Here is a 17,240-nt window from a genome sequence, read left to right as displayed (position 1 = left end):
TGAAAACGATCCACCGGCTGTTCATTGGCCCTTGCAGTGGCCTGGTCGGTGAAGGTTCCATCAGTTGCGCACCGACTGTCGTCATCGAGTGAGGTCCCTTCCGTGTCCAGTACGCTCCCCAGCACCCCGCAGTCCACCGACTCCCCGGCCACCGGCACCGCCCGCGTCAAGCGCGGCATGGCCGAGCAGCTCAAGGGCGGCGTGATCATGGACGTGGTCAACGCCGAGCAGGCGAAGATCGCCGAGGACGCGGGCGCCGTGGCCGTCATGGCCCTGGAGCGCGTTCCGGCCGACATCCGCAAGGACGGCGGCGTGGCCCGGATGTCCGACCCGAACATGATCGAAGAGATCATCGAGGCCGTGTCCATCCCCGTCATGGCCAAGTCGCGGATCGGCCACTTCGTCGAGGCCCAGGTGCTCCAGTCCCTCGGCGTCGACTACATCGACGAGTCCGAGGTGCTGACCCCGGCCGACGAGGTCAACCACTCCGACAAGTGGGCCTTCACCACCCCGTTCGTGTGCGGTGCCACCAACCTGGGTGAGGCCCTGCGCCGTATCGCCGAGGGCGCGGCCATGATCCGCTCGAAGGGCGAGGCCGGCACGGGCAACGTCGTCGAGGCCGTCCGCCACCTGCGCCAGATCAAGAACGAGATCGCCCGTCTGCGCGGCTTCGACAACAACGAGCTCTACGCCGCCGCCAAGGACCTCCGCGCCCCCTACGAGCTGGTCAAGGAGGTCTCCGAGCTGGGCAAGCTGCCGGTGGTCCTCTTCTCGGCCGGCGGTGTGGCCACCCCCGCGGACGCCGCGCTTATGCGCCAGCTCGGCGCCGAGGGTGTCTTCGTGGGCTCGGGCATCTTCAAGTCCGGCGACCCGGCCAAGCGCGCCGCCGCCATCGTGAAGGCCACCACCTTCTACGACGACCCGAAGATCATCGCGGACTCCTCCCGCGACCTGGGCGAGGCCATGGTCGGCATCAACTGCGACACCCTCCCCGAGGCCGAGCGCTACGCCAACCGAGGCTGGTGATGACCTCGCCGGTCATCGGAGTCCTGGCCCTCCAGGGCGACGTACGGGAGCACCTGATCGCCCTGGCCTCGGCGGACGCCGTGGCCAGGCAGGTGCGGCGTCCCGAGGAACTCGCCGAGGTCGACGGCCTCGTCATCCCCGGCGGCGAGTCCACCACCATGTCCAAGCTCGCGTCGCTCTTCGGCATGACCGAGCCGCTGCGCGAGCGGGTGCGATCCGGCATGCCCGTGTACGGCACCTGCGCCGGGCTGATCATGCTCGCCGACAAGATCCTCGACCCGCGCTCGGGCCAGGAGACGCTCGGCGGCATCGACATGATCGTCCGCCGTAACGCCTTCGGCCGCCAGAACGAGTCGTTCGAGGCGTCCGTGGAGCTGCGGGGAGTCGCGGACGGACCGGTCGAGGGCGTGTTCATCCGGGCTCCGTGGGTGGAGTCGGTGGGCGCCGAGGTCGAGGTGCTGGCGGAGTACGACGGCCACATCGTCGCCGTGCGCCAGGGCAACGCGCTGGCGACTTCCTTCCACCCCGAACTCACCGGAGACCACCGGGTGCACGGCCTGTTTGTGGACATGGTGCGCGCTGCCTGGTGACGCCGTCCCGGTAGGATCTCTGCCGAACGCAGCAGCAATGGGTTACGCGAAGGAGACAGGCAGATGTCCGGCCACTCTAAATGGGCTACGACGAAGCACAAGAAGGCCGTGATCGATGCCAAGCGCGGCAAGCTCTTCGCGAAGCTGATCAAGAACATCGAGGTTGCGGCCCGTACGGGCGGTGCCGACGTCGACGGCAACCCGACCCTCTTCGACGCCATCCAGAAGGCCAAGAAGAGCTCGGTCCCGAACAAGAACATCGACTCCGCGGTCAAGCGCGGCGCGGGCCTGGAGGCCGGCGGCGCCGACTACGAGACGATCATGTACGAGGGCTACGGGCCGAACGGCGTCGCGGTGCTCATCGAGTGCCTCACCGACAACCGCAACCGCGCGGCCTCCGACGTCCGTGTCGCCATGACCCGCAACGGCGGCTCGATGGCCGACCCCGGCTCGGTCTCCTACCTCTTCAACCGCAAGGGCGTCGTCATCGTCCCCAAGGGCGAGCTGAGCGAGGACGACGTCCTCGGCGCCGTCCTGGACGCGGGCGCCGAGGAGGTCAACGACCTCGGTGAGTCCTTCGAGGTCCTCAGCGAGGCCACCGACCTGGTCGCGGTGCGCACCGCGCTCCAGGAGGCCGGCATCGACTACGACTCGGCCGAGGCCAACTTCGTCCCGACCATGCAGGTCGAGCTGGAGGAAGAGGGCGCTCGCAAGATCTTCAAGCTGATCGACGCGCTGGAGGACAGCGACGACGTGCAGAACGTCTTCGCCAACTTCGACGTCTCGGACGAGGTCATGGAGAAGGTCGACGCCTGATCCGCTTCGTACGACGGGCCGACGGGACACACCCGTCGGCCCGTCGGCGTTCCGGCGCGTTGTCGGTGCCGGCGGATAGCCTGCACGAACAGGGGAACCTCCCGGCGCCGCCGGGGGAGGACGGAGGAGGACGGCGTGCGTGTGCTGGGGGTGGACCCGGGACTGACCCGGTGCGGTGTGGGCGTCGTCGAGGGAGTGGCGGGCCGTCAGCTGACCATGCTGGGCGTCGGAGTGGTGCGCACCCCCGCGGACGCGGAGCTCGGCCACCGTCTGGTCGCCGTCGAGCAGGGCATCGAGCAGTGGTTGGACGAGTACCGCCCCGAACGAGTCGCCGTGGAGCGGGTGTTCAGCCAGCACAATGTCCGCACCGTCATGGGCACCGCCCAGGCCAGCGCCGTCGCCATGCTCTGCGCCTCCCGCCGGGGCATCCCCGTCGTCCTGCACACCCCCAGCGAGGTGAAGGCCGCCGTCACCGGCAGCGGCCGGGCCGACAAGGCTCAGGTGGGCGCCATGGTCACCCGTCTGCTGCGGCTCGACGCCCCGCCGAAGCCCGCCGACGCGGCGGACGCCCTCGCCCTCGCCATCTGTCACATCTGGCGCGCACCCGCGCAGAACCGCCTGCAGCAGGCTGTCGCCCTGCACGCATCGAAAGGCCGTACCGCATGATCGCCTTTGTCAGCGGCCCGGTGGCCGCCCTCGCTCCCACCACCGCGGTCATCGAGGTCGGCGGCGTCGGCATGGCCCTCCAGTGCACGCCCAACACCCTGTCCGAGCTGCGCATCGGCCAGGAAGCCAAGCTCGCCACCTCCCTCGTCGTCCGGGAGGACTCGCTCACGCTGTACGGCTTCGCCGACGACGACGAGCGGCAGGTCTTCGAGCTGCTCCAGACGGCGAGCGGCGTCGGCCCGCGGCTCGCCCAGGCCATGCTGGCCGTGCACACCCCCGACGCCCTGCGGGTGGCGGTGGCGACCGGTGACGAGAAGGCGCTCACCGCCGTCCCCGGCATCGGCAAGAAGGGCGCGCAGAAGCTGCTGCTGGAGCTGAAGGACCGCCTCGGTGAGCCGCTCGGCGCGCACATCGGCAAGCAGGGCATCGGCACGGCGGTCTCCGCCTCCTGGCGCGACCAGCTGCACGGCGCGCTGATCGGGCTCGGCTATGCCACCCGCGAGGCCGACGAGGCGGTGGCCGCGGTCGCGCCGCAGGCCGAGGCCTCGGCGGGCGAGCCGGTGGTGGGCCAGCTCCTCAAGGCCGCCCTCCAGTCGCTGAACCGCACGAGATGACCCGCGGGCGCGTCCGCGCGCCTGCCGGCCCCCGCCCCTCCCGTCCGTGCCGCAGGGCACGCCCAGGGACGGACGATCCCGACCACCCCGCGGCGCGAGTGCCGCGACGACCTCGTGAGGCACCTCCGCAGTGAACTGGGACGACACCACCCCGGCCCCCGCCGACGAAGCGCCCTTTGCCGCCGACGGGCGGCTCGTCGGCCCCTCCGCCGACGGCGAGGACCAGGCCGTCGAGGCAGCGCTGCGGCCGAAGTCCCTCGACGAGTTCGTGGGCCAGGAGCGGGTGCGCGAGCAGCTCGACCTGGTCCTCAAAGCCGCCCTCGCCCGTGGCGCCACCGCCGACCATGTCCTGCTCTCCGGTGCTCCCGGGCTCGGCAAGACCACCCTGTCCATGATCATCGCCGCCGAGATGAAGGCCCCGATCCGCATCACCTCGGGCCCCGCCATCCAGCACGCCGGCGACCTGGCGGCGATCCTCTCCTCCCTCCAGGAGGGTGAGGTCCTCTTCCTCGACGAGATCCACCGGATGTCCCGGCCCGCCGAGGAGATGCTCTACATGGCCATGGAGGACTTCCGCGTCGACGTCATCGTCGGCAAGGGGCCCGGGGCCACCGCCATCCCGCTGGAGCTGCCGCCGTTCACCCTCGTCGGCGCCACCACCAGGGCGGGCCTGCTGCCCCCGCCGCTGCGCGACCGGTTCGGCTTCACCGCGCACATGGAGTTCTACGACCCCGCCGAGCTGGAGCGCGTCATCCACCGCTCCGCCCAGCTCCTCGACCTGGAGATCGAGTCCGACGGCGCCGCCGAGATCGCCGGCCGCTCCCGCGGCACGCCGCGTATCGCCAACCGCCTGCTGCGCCGTGTCCGCGACTACGCGCAGGTCAAGGCGGACGGACTGATCACCCGGGACATCGCGGCCGCGGCACTGAAGGTGTACGAGGTGGACGCCCGGGGCCTCGACCGTCTGGACCGGGCGGTCCTCCAGGCGCTGCTCAAACTCTTCGGCGGCGGACCGGTGGGCCTGTCGACGCTGGCGGTGGCCGTGGGGGAGGAGCGGGAGACCGTGGAGGAGGTCGCCGAGCCCTTCCTCGTACGGGAGGGACTGCTGGCCCGTACCCCGCGCGGACGGGTCGCGACCCCCGCCGCCTGGGCCCATCTCGGCCTCGTCCCGCCGCAGCAGGCCCCTGGCGCAAGCGGACAACCGGGGCTGTTCGGGACGTGACGGCGCGGATACTCGCCGGGCAGGAACCACGGTGCGATGCTGGGCGTTGTTCCTTTGATGCGGACTCGCTTAGACTCCGCCGATGCCGCCCTTCCAGGTCGGCGTACCCACCCCCGTAGATAAGGCCGCCTCATCGGTGCGGTCGTGTGAAGGAAGTTTCTTCCCGTGAGTCTCGTGACCCTCCTCCCCTTCATCGTGCTCATCGGGGCCATGTTCCTGATGACCCGGTCCGCCAAGAAGAAGCAGCAGGCTGCTGCGCAGATGCGCAACCAGATGCAGCCCGGCACCGGTGTCCGGACGATCGGGGGGATGTACGCCACCGTCAAGGAGCTGCACGACGACGCCGTGCTGCTCGAAGTCGCTCCCGGCGTCCACGCCATGTATGCGAAGAACGCCATCGGCGCGGTCCTCGACGACGACGAGTACAACCGCATCGTGCACGGCGACGACGCTGCCGAGATCGACGACCCGATCGTGCCGGACGACGCCTCTTCGCTGACCGGCACGACCGGAACCGACGACGCCAAGATCGACCTCGGCAAGAAGCCCGAGGCCGACGCGGCGGACGAGGCCGGCGTCAAGGACGCCGACGCCGACGTCACCGACTCGGAGCCCAAGGACGGCAAGGCCGACGGCGAGAAGTAGTCATGATCGGGGATCGCGGAGGCACCGACCGGTGCCCCGCGGTCCCCGGGTCGTGTTGACTTCTGCGGGGGCAGGTCCCCACAACACTTCGTGGCCGCCCCGGCGCACACCCGGCGCGGGGGCGGTTGGACAGGGAGAAACGAGAAGGTGGCAGCACCGAACAGGGGCCGAAGGCCCGCGGGGGCTCAGGGGAAGCCGGGGCGCGTCCTCGCTCTGATCCTGATCGCCATGGTCGCGCTGACCGGTGGGATGTTCTGGTCCGGGCACACCACGCCTCGCCTGGGCATCGACCTGGCCGGCGGTACGACGATCACGCTGGCCGCGAAGGCGGAGCCCGGCAAGGAAAGCGCGATCAACGAGACCAACATGAACACCGCGGTCGAGATCATCGAACGCCGTGTCAATGGTCTCGGTGTCTCGGAGGCCGAGGTTCAGACCCAGGGCCGCGAGAACATCATCGTCAACATCCCGAAGGGGACGAACTCCGAGCAGGCCCGTAAGCAGGTCGGTACCACCGCCCAGCTCTACTTCCGGCCCGTTCTGACCGTCGCCGCGGGTGGGCCGACCGCCCCGCAGCCCAAGCCCAGCCCGAGCGCCTCCGCGCCGGACAAGGCCACGGACAAGGGCGGCGCCGACAAGGCGACCTCCCCGTCGCCCAGCGCCACCACGCAGGGCCGCGCCGTCACCGACGGGCTGAAGGCCCCGTCGCCGAAGCCCAGCGGCTCCGCCGCGGACAAGCCGGCCGCGACGCCGCCCCCGCCCGGCACCGCCGCGCTGGAGAAGAAGTTCACCGACCTCAACTGCCTCGACCAGACCGAGCGCGGCAACGTGGGCGAGGGCGTCAAGCCCGAGGAGCCCACGGTCGCCTGTGGCAAGAACAGCGCCGGGCAGTGGGAGAAGTACGTTCTCGGCCCCGCCGCGGTGAGCGGTAAGGACGTCGACGACGCCAAGGGCCAGCTGGACCAGCAGCGCGGCATGTGGATCGTCACGATGGACTTCACCAGCGCCGGCTCGAAGAAGTTCCAGGCGATCACCAGCAAGCTCTCGCAGCAGCAGTCGCCGCAGAACCAGTTCGCGATCGTCCTCGACGGCGAGGTCGTCTCGGCCCCGCAGGTCAACCAGACGCTCAGCGCCAACGCCGAGATCTCCGGAAACTTCGACCAGCAGTCGGCGCAGGACCTCGGCAACATCCTGTCCTACGGTGCGCTGCCCCTCAGCTTCGAGGAGCAGAGCGTCACCACCGTCAGCGCGGCGCTCGGCGGCGAGCAGCTCCAGGCCGGCCTCATCGCCGGTGCCATCGGCCTCGCGCTGGTCATCATCTACCTGGTGGTCTACTACCGCGGTCTGTCCCTGGTGGCGATCCTCAGCCTCCTGGTCTCGGCAGCCCTCACCTACTCGCTGATGGCCCTGCTCGGCCCGGCCATCGGGTTCGCGCTGAACCTGCCCGCGGTGTGTGGTGCGATCGTTGCCATCGGTATCACCGCCGACTCGTTCATCGTGTACTTCGAACGCATAAGGGACGAGATCCGCGAGGGCCGTACGCTGCGGCCCGCCGTGGAGCGTGCCTGGCCGCGCGCCCGGCGCACCATCCTGGTCTCCGACTTCGTGTCGTTCCTCGCCGCCGCGGTGCTCTTCGTGGTCACCGTCGGCAAGGTCCAGGGCTTCGCGTTCACCCTCGGTCTGACCACCCTGCTCGACGTGGTCGTGGTGTTCTTCTTCACCAAGCCGGTCATGACGCTCCTCGCCCGCACGAAGTTCTTCTCCTCCGGCGGCTCCTGGTCCGGGCTCGATCCGAAGCGCCTCGGTGCCAAGCCCCCGCTGCGCCGCACGCGCCGCACCTCCGCCCCCACCGACCCGAAGGAGGCGTGAGATGTCGCGTCTCGGCAACATCGGCGCCAGGCTCTACCGCGGCGAGGTCGGTTACGACTTCGTCGGCAAGCGGAAGATCTGGTACGGCCTCTCGATCCTGATCACCATCACGGCCATCGTCGGCCTGGCGGTGCAGGGTCTGAACATGGGCATCGAGTTCAAGGGCGGTGCCGTCTTCAACACCGCGAAGACGAACGTGTCCGTCGCGCAGGCCGAGGAGTTCGCGGAAGCGGCCTCCGGCCATGACGCCATCGTCCAGCAGCTCGGCAACGACACCCTGCGCATCCAGGTCAGCGACCTGGACACCAAGCAGGCCGACACGGTGGCGACGAAGCTCGCCGCCGATCTGGACATGAACAAGGACCAGATCGACCAGGAGCTCGTCGGTCCCAGCTGGGGCAAGCAGATCGCCAACAAGGCCTGGACCGGCCTCGGCGTTTTCATGATCCTCGTGGTGATCTATCTGGCGATCGCCTTCGAGTGGCGTATGGCCATCGCCGCCCTCATCGCCCTGATCCACGACATCACGATCACGGTGGGCATCTACGCCCTGGTCGGATTCGAGGTCACCCCGGGCACCGTGATCGGTCTGCTGACCATCCTCGGTTACTCGCTGTACGACACCGTGGTCGTCTTCGACAGCCTCAAGGAAGGCACGAAGGACATCACCAAGCAGACCCGGTGGACCTACAGCGAGATCGCCAACCGTTCGATCAACGGCACCCTGGTGCGGTCGATCAACACCACGGTCGTCGCGCTGCTGCCCGTCGCCGGTCTGCTCTTCATCGGCGGCGGCTTCCTCGGCGCCGGCATGCTCAACGACATCTCGCTGTCGCTCTTCGTCGGCCTCGCCGCCGGTGCGTACTCCTCGATCTTCATCGCCACGCCGCTCGTCGCCGACCTCAAGGAACGCGAGCCGCAGATGAAGGCCCTGAAGAAGCGGGTCCTCGCCAAGCGCGCGGCATCCGCGGCCAAGGGCGAGTCACCGGACCAGGCCGAGGAGCCCCACGGGCCCTCGGACGAGGTCCCGGGCGACGCCGCGACGGCGGGCGCCGTCGTCGGACCTCGGGGTCGTGGCCGCGGCCGCCCCTCGGGCAGGCGTCGATGACCGACGGCGTGCAGGAGCTGCTGCTGAGCCGTATCCGCGACGTACCCGACTACCCGAAGCCGGGCGTGGTGTTCAAGGACATCACGCCCCTGCTGGCGGACCCGAAGGCTTTCACGGCCCTCACCGACACGCTCGCCGAAGGGTGCGCGCGGCACGGGGCCACCAAGGTCGTCGGACTCGAGGCGCGGGGGTTCATCCTCGGCGCCCCGGTCGCGGTCCGCGCGGGGCTGGGCTTCATCCCCGTACGCAAGGCGGGCAAGCTCCCCGGAGCGACGCTGTCGCAGGCGTACGAGCTGGAGTACGGCAGCGCCGAGATCGAGGTGCACGCAGAGGACCTGCGGACGGGCGACCGTGTGATGATCATCGACGACGTGCTCGCCACCGGCGGCACCGCGGGGGCGGCGGTCGAACTGATCCGTCGCAGCGGGGCCGAGGTCGCGGGCATCGCGGTCCTGATGGAACTGGGTTTCCTCGGCGGCCGGGCCCGCCTGGAACCCGCGCTGCGGGGAGCTCCGCTGGAGTCCCTGATCACCATCTGAAGCCGTACGGCCGTCCGTGGGCGTCCCGGGATCTCCCGGGGCGCCCACCGGTCTGTTCCGGCCTCGTGAGCACCGGGACAGCGAGGTCGATACCATGGCTTCTCCGGACCTGACCGGGGGACCCGGAACCGCACGAGGAGCGCTCTTGCCAGACGAGGCCCAGCCCGCCGCCGCGCAGCCCGACCAGAAGGCCGACAAGGCCGCGGCAGCCCCTGTCACGCCCGAGACCCAGCCGGCCGACAAGAAGGCGAAGCCTGCTGCGCCCGAGCGGAGCGGAACGGGTGTCGCTCCGGCCGACGTCCGTCAGCCGGCGTCGGCCAAGGGCGCCGTCACCGGTGAGGCCTCGGCGAGCGGGCACGGCGACGCTCCCGCACCGGCTCCGAAGCCCCCGGCTCCCACACCGGCCCCGGCCCCGAGGCCCACTCCCGCCGCCGTGCCGCGCAGCGCCGGCTCCTCGAACCGGGTGCGCGCGCGTCTCGCCCGGCTCGGCGTGCAGCGCTCGTCGCCGTACAACCCCGTCCTGGAGCCGCTGCTGCGGATCGTGCGCAGCAACGACCCCAAGATCGAGACCGCCACGCTGCGCCAGATCGAGCGCGCCTACCAGGTCGCCGAGCGCTGGCACCGGGGGCAGAAGCGCAAGAGCGGCGACCCGTACATCACGCATCCCCTCGCTGTGACCACCATCCTGGCCGAGCTCGGCATGGACCCGGCGACGCTGATGGCCGGACTGCTGCACGACACCGTCGAGGACACCGAGTACGGCCTGGACACCCTGCGCCGGGACTTCGGCGACCAGGTCGCCCTCCTCGTCGACGGTGTCACCAAGCTGGACAAGGTCAAGTTCGGCGAGGCCGCCCAGGCGGAGACCGTGCGCAAGATGGTCGTCGCCATGGCCAAGGACCCGCGCGTCCTGGTCATCAAGCTGGCCGACCGGCTGCACAACATGCGCACCATGCGCTATCTCAAGCGGGAGAAGCAGGAGAAGAAGGCCCGCGAGACCCTCGAGATCTATGCGCCCCTGGCCCACCGGCTGGGCATGAACACCATCAAGTGGGAGCTGGAGGACCTCGCCTTCGCGATCCTCTACCCCAAGATGTACGACGAGATCGTGCGACTGGTGGCCGAGCGCGCCCCCAAGCGCGACGAGTACCTGGCCATAGTGACCGACGAGGTCCAGTCCGACCTGCGCGCAGCCCGCATCAAGGCCACCGTCACCGGCCGGCCCAAGCACTACTACAGCGTCTACCAGAAGATGATCGTCCGCGGCCGGGACTTCGCGGAGATCTACGATCTGGTCGGCATCCGCGTCCTCGTCGACACCGTCCGCGACTGCTACGCGGCGCTCGGCACCGTCCATGCGCGATGGAACCCGGTCCCCGGCCGGTTCAAGGACTACATCGCGATGCCGAAGTTCAACATGTACCAGTCGCTGCACACCACGGTGATCGGTCCCAACGGCAAGCCCGTCGAGCTCCAGATCCGTACGTTCGACATGCACCGCCGTGCCGAGTACGGCATCGCCGCGCACTGGAAGTACAAGCAGGAGCCGTCCGCCGGGGCCTCCAAGGTGCGTACCGACGTGCCGAAGAAGGCCGGCAAGGACGACGCCGTCAACGACATGGCGTGGCTGCGCCAGTTGCTGGACTGGCAGAAGGAGACCGAGGACCCCTCGGAGTTCCTGGAGTCGCTGCGCTTCGACCTCTCGCGCAACGAGGTCTTCGTCTTCACGCCGAAGGGCGATGTCATAGCGCTGCCGGCCGGCGCCACACCCGTCGACTTCGCCTACGCGGTGCACACGGAAGTGGGTCACCGCACCATAGGAGCGCGGGTCAACGGGCGGCTCGTACCGCTCGAATCCACCCTCGACAACGGTGACCTGGTCGAGGTCTTCACCTCCAAGGCCGAGGGCGCGGGCCCCTCGCGCGACTGGCTCGGCTTCGTCAAGTCACCGCGGGCCCGCAACAAGATCCGCGCGTGGTTCTCCAAGGAGCGCCGCGACGAGGCCATCGAGCACGGCAAGGACGCCATCGCGCGGGCCATGCGCAAGCAGAACCTGCCGATCCAGCGCATCCTCACCGGCGACTCGCTCGTCACGCTCGCGCACGAGATGCGCTACCCCGACATCTCCTCCCTGTACGCGGCGATCGGCGAGGGCCATGTCGCCGCACAGGGCGTCGTGCAGAAGCTCGTGCAGGCCCTCGGTGGCGAGGAGGCGGCGAACGAGGACATCGCCGAGAGCACCCCGCCCTCGCGCAGCCGTTCCAAGCGCCGCTCCAGCGCCGACCCGGGCGTGGTCGTCAAGGGCGTCGAGGACGTGTGGGTCAAGCTCGCCCGATGCTGCACGCCCGTGCCCGGCGACCCGATCATCGGCTTCGTCACCCGGGGCAGTGGCGTATCGGTTCACCGCGCGGACTGCGTCAACGTCGACTCGCTGTCCCAGGAGCCGGAGCGCATCCTCGAGGTCGAATGGGCGCCCACCCAGTCCTCGGTCTTCCTGGTCGCCATCCAGGTCGAGGCGCTGGACCGGTCCCGGCTGCTGTCGGACGTCACCCGGGTGCTCTCCGACCAGCACGTCAACATCCTGTCCGCGGCCGTCCAGACCTCCCGTGACCGGGTGGCCACCTCGCGCTTCACCTTCGAGATGGGCGACCCGAAGCACCTCGGGCACGTGCTGAAGGCGGTCCGCGGCGTGGAGGGCGTCTACGACGTCTACCGGGTGACCTCGGCCCGCCGCCCCTGACCGGAGCAGCACCGGACCGGCCGGGGACAGAACACACGAAAGGGCCTCCCGTACACCGCGTACGGGAGGCCCTTTCGTGTGTGCGGCTGTGTCAGCCGCCGAACTCCTCCAGGCCCTTCAGCGCCTGGTCCAGCAGCGCCTGCCGGCCCTCGAGCTCCTTCGCCAGCTTGTCAGCCTTGGCGTTGTTGCCCGCGGCACGCGCCGCGTCGATCTGGCCGCGCAGCTTGTCCACGGCCGCCTGGAGCTGTCCGGTGAGACCCGCGGCACGCGCACGCGCCTCGGGGTTCGTCCGGCGCCACTCGCTCTCCTCGGAGTCCTGCAGGGCCCGCTCGACGGCGTGCATCCGGCCCTCGACCTTGGGACGGGCGTCCCGCGGCACATGGCCGATGGCCTCCCAGCGCTCGTTGATGGAGCGGAAGGTGGCACGTGCCGCCTTCAGGTCCGTCACCGGGACGAGCTTCTCCGCCTCGGCGGCGAGCTCCTCCTTGAGCTTCAGGTTCTCCGCCTGCTCGGCGTCCCGCTCGGCGAAGACCCCGCTGCGGGCCGCGAAGAAGATGTCCTGAGCCCCGCGGAAGCGGTTCCACAGGTCGTCCTCCGCCTCGCGCTGGGCACGGCCGGCAGCCTTCCACTCCGCCATCAGCTCGCGGTAGCGGGCCGCCGTGACACCCCAGTCGGTGGACCCGGACAGCGACTCGGCCTCGGCGACCAGCCGCTCCTTGGTCTTACGGGCCTCCTCGCGCTGCGCGTCCAGCGAGGCGAAGTGCGCCTTGCGGCGCTTGGAGAACGCCGACCGGGCGTGCGAGAAGCGGTGCCACAGCTCGTCGTCGGACTTCCGGTCGAGCCGCGGCAGGCCCTTCCAGGTGTCCACCAGCGCGCGCAGCCGCTCGCCGGCCGCCCGCCACTGCTCGCTCTGCGCCAGCTCCTCGGCCTCGTTGACCAGGGCTTCCTTGGCGTGCCGTGCCTCGTCGCTCTGCTTGGCGCGCTGGACCTTGCGCTCCTCGCGACGCTTGTCGACGGACTCCACCAGCGCGTCGAGACGCTTGGCCAGCGCCCCGAGATCGCCGACGGCGTGATGCTCGTCCACCTGCTGGCGCAGATGGTCGATGGCCTGCTGGGCATCCTTGGCCGAGAGATCGGTGGTCTTCACCCGACGCTCGAGGAGGCCGATCTCGACCACCAAGCCCTCGTACTTGCGCTCGAAATAGGCCAGAGCCTCCTCGGGAGTCCCGGCCTGCCACGATCCGACGACCTTCTCGCCGTCGGCTGTACGCACGTACACGGTGCCCGTCTCGTCGACACGGCCCCACGGGTCGCTGCTCACAGCGCCTCCTCCACCTGATGCCCGCGAGGGGGTTCGCCCCCCGGGCATCGTCCACAGTTTCCAGGGCGGGCATCGCCCGCCTTCCGCAGCGCGAAGCCGGCCGCGCTGCACAACGCCAATCTAGGCGACCGGCCGCCCGGCTGTCCGCACTCAGCGCGGCTGAAATTCCCCGCTCACGCCTTGGGGACTGCCGCCTTCTCAATGGTGACGGCCGTTTTCGGGGCCCCGTCCCCGCCGCCGCCGGTGACTCCGGCCTTGGCCACCTTCTCGACCACCTTGAGGCCGGCGGCGTCCATCTTTCCGAACGGTGTGTACGTCGGCGGCAGTTTGGTCGCCTTGTAGACGAGGAAGAACTGGCTTCCGCCGGAGTTCGGCTGACCGGTGTTGGCCATCGCCACCGTGCCGGGCGGATAGGTCACCGAGCCGTCGGCGGCCGCCTTGCCGAGAGCGGTCAGGTTCTCGTCGGGGATCGTGTACCCGGGACCGCCGGTGCCGTCGCCCTTCGGGTCACCGCACTGGAGCACGAAGATGCCCTGCGTGGTCAGCCGGTGGCACTTCGTGCCGTTGAAGAACCCCTTGTCCGCGAGCGCCTTGAACGAGTTCACGGTGCGCGGGGTCTTCGCCGCGTCCATCGCGATCCTGATGTCGCCCTGGTTCGTCGTCAGGTCCATCGAGTACTTCGCCGTCTTGTCGATCGACAGGGCGGGTTCGCGGCTCTTGGCCTCGGAGGGGGTGGGGGAGGCGCTGGGCGACGTGGTGCTGTCGTCGCCCGCGGTCTGCCCGTCGGCCTTGCTGTCGCCGTCGGACAGGCCCACCGAGGCGTAGGCTGCCGCCCCCGCGGCGAGCACCACGGCCAGCGTGGCCGCGATGACCGTGTTCCGCTGCTTCCTCTTGCGTGACTGTGCCCGACGCTGCTGCTGGCGCTCGAACTTCTCCCTGGCGAGCTGCCGCCGCCGCTGATCGCTGCTGACCACCGGGTCTTCTCCTTGTAGTCGTACGTCTGATGCCGACCGGCCGAGTGTGCCCGTACCGTATACGGGTTGGCTGTGGGAGGAGCAGCGCCGGTAGGCTCTGATCTGCTGCATTTCGAGGCAGCGAGAACTCTCTCCACGACCACACTGAGGACGATCGTGCTTATTGCCGGGTTCCCCGCCGGGGCCTGGGGGACCAACTGTTACCTGGTCGCCCCCGCCGCCGGCGAGGAGTGCGTGATCATCGATCCGGGCCACCAGGCCGCCGAAGGTGTCGCCGAGGCGGTCGCGAAGCACCGGCTCAAGCCCGTCGCCGTCATCCTCACGCACGGCCACATCGACCATGTCGCCTCGGTCGTCCCGGTGTGCGGCGCGCACGACGTGCCCGCGTGGATCCACCCCTCCGACCGGTACATGATGAGCGACCCGGAGAAGGCGCTCGGCAGGTCGATCGGCATGCCGCTGATGGGTGAGCTGACCGTGGGAGAGCCCGACGACGTCAGGGAACTGACCGACGGCGCGAAGCTGCGCCTCGCCGGACTCGACTTCTCGGTCGCGCACGCGCCGGGCCATACCAAGGGGTCGGTGACCTTCGGCATGCCCGAGGCCGCGGACATCCCGTCCGTGTTCTTCTCGGGGGACCTGCTGTTCGCCGGCTCCATCGGACGCACGGACCTGCCGGGAGGTGACATGGACGAGATGCTCGCGTCGCTGGCACGGGTGTGCCTGCCGCTCGACGACTCGACCGTGGTCCTGTCCGGACACGGCCCCCAGACGACCATCGGCCGTGAGCGCGCCACCAACCCCTATCTGCGGGACGTGGCCGACGGCCTCGGGAGCCAGGCGGCTCCCCGACGAGGAATGTGACGAGAGAAGCTCCGTGAGCACTTTTCAGGCCCCGAAGGGCACGTACGACCTGATCCCGCCCCGGTCCGCGAAGTTCCTGGCGGTCCGCGAGGCGATCTCCGCACCGCTGAAGAATTCCGGCTACGGCTACATCGAGACGCCCGGCTTCGAGAACGTCGAGCTGTTCGCGCGTGGCGTCGGTGAGTCCACCGACATCGTGAGCAAGGAGATGTACGCCTTCGAGACCAAGGGCGGCACCAAGCTCGCCCTGCGCCCCGAGGGCACCGCCTCCGTGCTGCGCGCCGCCCTGGAGGCCAACCTCCACAAGGCAGGCAACCTCCCCGTCAAGCTCTGGTACTCCGGCTCGTACTACCGCTACGAGCGGCCCCAGGCGGGGCGCTACCGCCACTTCTCGCAGGTCGGTGCCGAGGCGATCGGCGCCGAGGACCCGGCCCTGGACGCCGAGCTGATCATCCTGGCCGACCAGGCGTACCGCACGCTCGGCCTGCGCGAGTTCCGCATCCTGCTCAACTCGCTCGGCGACAAGGAGTGCCGTCCGGTCTACCGCGACGCCCTCCAGGGGTTCCTGCGCGAGCTCGACCTCGACGAGGACACCCGGCGCCGGATCGAGATCAACCCGCTGCGGGTGCTCGACGACAAGCGCGCCGACGTCCAGAAGCAGCTCGTCGGTGCGCCGATGCTGCGCGACTACCTGTGCGACGCGTGCAAGGCGTACCACGAGGAGGTCCGTCAGCTGCTGACGGCGGCCGGTGTGGCCTTCGAGGACGACGAGAAGCTGGTCCGCGGCCTGGACTACTACACGCGCACCACCTTCGAGTTCGTGCACGACGGACTCGGCTCGCAGTCCGCGGTCGGCGGCGGCGGCCGCTACGACGGTCTCTCCGAGATGATCGGCGGCCCGGAACTGCCGTCCGTCGGCTGGGCGCTGGGCGTGGACCGTACGGTCCTGGCCCTGGAGGCGGAGGGCATCGAGCTCGAACTCCCCGCCAGCACCAGCGTGTTCGCCGTCCCGCTGGGCGAGGAGGCCCGGCGCGTGCTCTTCGGCGTCGTCACCGAGCTGCGCAGGGAGGGCATCGCCACGGACTTCGCGTTCGGCGGGCGGGGCCTGAAGGGCGCGATGAAGAGTGCGAACCGCTCGGGCGCCCGGTACACGATCGTCGCGGGAGAGCGCGATCTCGCGGAAGGCGTGGTCCAGATCAAGAACATGGAGTCCGGCGAGCAGAGCGCCGTGGCGCTGGGCCTCGTCGTGGAGGAACTGCGCGGCCGCCTGTCCTCGTAGTCCCCGCTTCCGGTGGAGGGACGTCAACCCGGCGGGTGCTTTCTCCTCCTGCCGTGCGAGGCCGATTCGGACGGGTCGAAGGCGGTTTCCGGTCGTCGCGCCGACGCCGGAGACCGCCACGTCACCTCCCGTCGCCCGAGGCCGGAGCGCCCGGCGGCCCCGCGGAACACCTTCCCGCGGCGCCGCCGGTACGCCCGTGCTTATGTCCGGCGAACGGCGGACACCGGCGCGGGTGCGGCAGAATGACCGTGCCCGTGCAGGCTACGAAGCGATGGAACGGCGATATGACGACTGCGGCGGTGGACGACGTGTCCTCAGACGAGCGAGCGGACGGCTCCGCGCGCACGATCGGTGCCGGGCGGGTGTTCGCCTGGCTTCTGGTGGTCACGGGTGCGGCGGGTCTGCTGGCTTCGTGGGTCATCACGATCGACAAGTTCAAGCTGCTGGAGGACCCGTCGTTCACGCCGGGGTGCAGTCTGAATCCGGTGGTGTCCTGCGGGAACATCATGAAGAGCGAGCAGGCGGCGGCGTTCGGGTTCCCGAATCCGATGCTGGGTCTGGTCACGTACGGCATGGTGATCGCGATCGGTGCGGGGCTGCTGGCAGGTGCGCGGTACCGGCGGTGGTTCTGGCTGGGCCTGAACGCGGGCGCTCTGTTCGGGGTGGGGTTCTGTACGTGGCTGCAGTACCAGTCGCTGTACAACATCAACGCCCTGTGTCTGTGGTGCTCGTTGGCGTGGGTGGCGACGATCGTGATGTTCTGCTACGTCACCGTGCACAACGTCAAGCACCGGGTGATCAGGGTCCCCGAGGGGCTGCGCAGCGGTCTGCTGGAGTTCCACTGGATGCCGCCGGTGCTGTGGATCGGGATCATCGGCATGCTGATCCTCACCCGCTGGTGGGACTTCTGGACCAGCTGAGCGGAGCGGGGAGCCGAGAAGCGTTGTCAGTGCGCTGACATAGGCTT

General features: G+C 69.7%; 16 protein-coding genes. 14 read left to right on the top strand and 2 right to left on the bottom strand.

Features of this window, described 5'->3' with window-relative positions:
* Positions 1-102 precede the first annotated feature (102 nt).
* The 11 genes from pdxS to ACFWU3_RS27640 all read left to right on the top strand — a co-directional run bounded on the left by pdxS (position 103) and on the right by ACFWU3_RS27640 (position 11,835).
* Complete coding sequence (pdxS, locus tag ACFWU3_RS27690; RefSeq protein WP_313947445.1) at positions 103-1,026, top strand: pyridoxal 5'-phosphate synthase lyase subunit PdxS; 924 nt, start codon at positions 103-105, stop codon at positions 1,024-1,026.
* Positions 1,026-1,616, top strand: a complete 591-nt coding sequence (gene pdxT, locus ACFWU3_RS27685) for a pyridoxal 5'-phosphate synthase glutaminase subunit PdxT (protein WP_384443078.1) — start codon at positions 1,026-1,028, stop codon at positions 1,614-1,616. The genes pdxS and pdxT overlap by 1 nt, the downstream gene beginning before the upstream one ends.
* A 63-nt stretch (positions 1,617-1,679) precedes the next feature.
* The gene (locus ACFWU3_RS27680) at positions 1,680-2,432 is read left to right on the top strand and encodes a YebC/PmpR family DNA-binding transcriptional regulator (protein WP_313947447.1); all 753 of its coding nucleotides are present in this window, start codon (positions 1,680-1,682) and stop codon (positions 2,430-2,432) included.
* Between the two features lie 135 nt (positions 2,433-2,567).
* Complete coding sequence (ruvC, locus tag ACFWU3_RS27675) at positions 2,568-3,098, top strand: crossover junction endodeoxyribonuclease RuvC (protein ID WP_313947448.1); 531 nt, start codon at positions 2,568-2,570, stop codon at positions 3,096-3,098.
* Positions 3,095-3,712, top strand: coding sequence for a Holliday junction branch migration protein RuvA (ruvA, locus tag ACFWU3_RS27670; protein WP_384443073.1), 618 nt, complete (start codon positions 3,095-3,097; stop codon positions 3,710-3,712). Before ruvC ends, ruvA begins: the two co-directional genes overlap by 4 nt.
* Before the next feature lie 130 nt (positions 3,713-3,842).
* Positions 3,843-4,934: a Holliday junction branch migration DNA helicase RuvB gene (ruvB, locus tag ACFWU3_RS27665; protein WP_340472097.1), complete on the top strand. Its 1,092-nt coding sequence runs from the start codon at positions 3,843-3,845 to the stop codon at positions 4,932-4,934.
* 165 nt (positions 4,935-5,099) lie between these two features.
* A complete protein-coding gene (gene yajC / locus ACFWU3_RS27660; RefSeq protein ID WP_384443069.1) occupies positions 5,100-5,579 on the top strand; it encodes a preprotein translocase subunit YajC in 480 nt (159 codons plus the stop codon).
* A gap of 147 nt (positions 5,580-5,726) precedes the next feature.
* Positions 5,727-7,448: a protein translocase subunit SecD gene (secD, locus tag ACFWU3_RS27655; protein WP_384443066.1), complete on the top strand. Its 1,722-nt coding sequence runs from the start codon at positions 5,727-5,729 to the stop codon at positions 7,446-7,448.
* 1 nt (position 7,449) lies between these two features.
* Positions 7,450-8,556 (top strand): protein translocase subunit SecF, encoded by a 1,107-nt coding sequence (gene secF, locus ACFWU3_RS27650; RefSeq protein ID WP_384443064.1) that lies wholly within the window; start codon positions 7,450-7,452, stop codon positions 8,554-8,556.
* Entirely contained in the window at positions 8,553-9,095 is a 543-nt protein-coding gene (locus ACFWU3_RS27645) for an adenine phosphoribosyltransferase (RefSeq protein WP_384443061.1), read from the top strand. The genes secF and ACFWU3_RS27645 overlap by 4 nt, the downstream gene beginning before the upstream one ends.
* Positions 9,096-9,240: 145 nt before the next feature.
* Positions 9,241-11,835 carry a RelA/SpoT family protein gene (locus ACFWU3_RS27640; protein WP_384443058.1) on the top strand — a complete coding sequence of 865 codons (2,595 nt, stop codon included), beginning with the start codon at positions 9,241-9,243 and terminating at the stop codon, positions 11,833-11,835.
* 91 nt (positions 11,836-11,926) lie between these two features.
* Here ACFWU3_RS27640 and ACFWU3_RS27635 read toward each other — a convergent pair whose 3' ends face one another.
* Together ACFWU3_RS27635 and ACFWU3_RS27630 are read right to left on the bottom strand one after the other, a co-directional pair.
* The gene (locus tag ACFWU3_RS27635; protein WP_384443055.1) at positions 11,927-13,156 is read right to left on the bottom strand and encodes a DUF349 domain-containing protein; all 1,230 of its coding nucleotides are present in this window, start codon (positions 13,154-13,156) and stop codon (positions 11,927-11,929) included.
* 173 nt (positions 13,157-13,329) lie between these two features.
* A complete protein-coding gene (locus ACFWU3_RS27630; protein WP_384443052.1) occupies positions 13,330-14,130 on the bottom strand; it encodes a peptidylprolyl isomerase in 801 nt (266 codons plus the stop codon).
* Positions 14,131-14,286: 156 nt separating this feature from the next.
* Between ACFWU3_RS27630 and ACFWU3_RS27625 the strand changes: the two genes are divergently transcribed.
* The 3 genes from ACFWU3_RS27625 (at position 14,287) to ACFWU3_RS27615 (ending at position 17,193) form a co-directional block, all read left to right on the top strand.
* Positions 14,287-14,994 carry an MBL fold metallo-hydrolase gene (locus tag ACFWU3_RS27625; protein WP_384443049.1) on the top strand — a complete coding sequence of 236 codons (708 nt, stop codon included), beginning with the start codon at positions 14,287-14,289 and terminating at the stop codon, positions 14,992-14,994.
* Between the two features lie 13 nt (positions 14,995-15,007).
* A complete protein-coding gene (hisS, locus tag ACFWU3_RS27620; protein ID WP_384443046.1) occupies positions 15,008-16,273 on the top strand; it encodes a histidine--tRNA ligase in 1,266 nt (421 codons plus the stop codon).
* A gap of 284 nt (positions 16,274-16,557) precedes the next feature.
* Positions 16,558-17,193, top strand: a complete 636-nt coding sequence (locus tag ACFWU3_RS27615; RefSeq protein ID WP_384443043.1) for a vitamin K epoxide reductase family protein — start codon at positions 16,558-16,560, stop codon at positions 17,191-17,193.
* The last annotated feature ends 47 nt before the right edge of the window (positions 17,194-17,240 follow it).

The sequence above is a fragment of the Streptomyces sp. NPDC058685 genome (assembly GCF_042714725.1).
In the GTDB taxonomy this organism is placed as follows: Bacteria; Actinomycetota; Actinomycetes; order Streptomycetales; family Streptomycetaceae; genus Streptomyces.
The sequence above is the reverse complement of the archived record's forward strand: the minus strand, read 5'-3'. Positions and strand labels throughout refer to the sequence as shown.

Bases quoted from the DNA above. Each gene is read 5' to 3' on its own strand.
- pdxT (WP_384443078.1), top strand. From the start codon at position 1,026: ATGACCTCGCCGGTCATCGGAGTCCTGGCCCTCCAGGGCGACGTACGG.
- ACFWU3_RS27680 (WP_313947447.1), top strand. From the start codon at position 1,680: ATGTCCGGCCACTCTAAATGGGCTACGACGAAGCACAAGAAGGCCGTG.
- ruvA (WP_384443073.1), top strand. From the start codon at position 3,095: ATGATCGCCTTTGTCAGCGGCCCGGTGGCCGCCCTCGCTCCCACCACC.
- secF (WP_384443064.1), top strand. From the start codon at position 7,450: ATGTCGCGTCTCGGCAACATCGGCGCCAGGCTCTACCGCGGCGAGGTC.
- ACFWU3_RS27645 (WP_384443061.1), top strand. From the start codon at position 8,553: ATGACCGACGGCGTGCAGGAGCTGCTGCTGAGCCGTATCCGCGACGTA.
- ACFWU3_RS27615 (WP_384443043.1), top strand. From the start codon at position 16,558: ATGACGACTGCGGCGGTGGACGACGTGTCCTCAGACGAGCGAGCGGAC.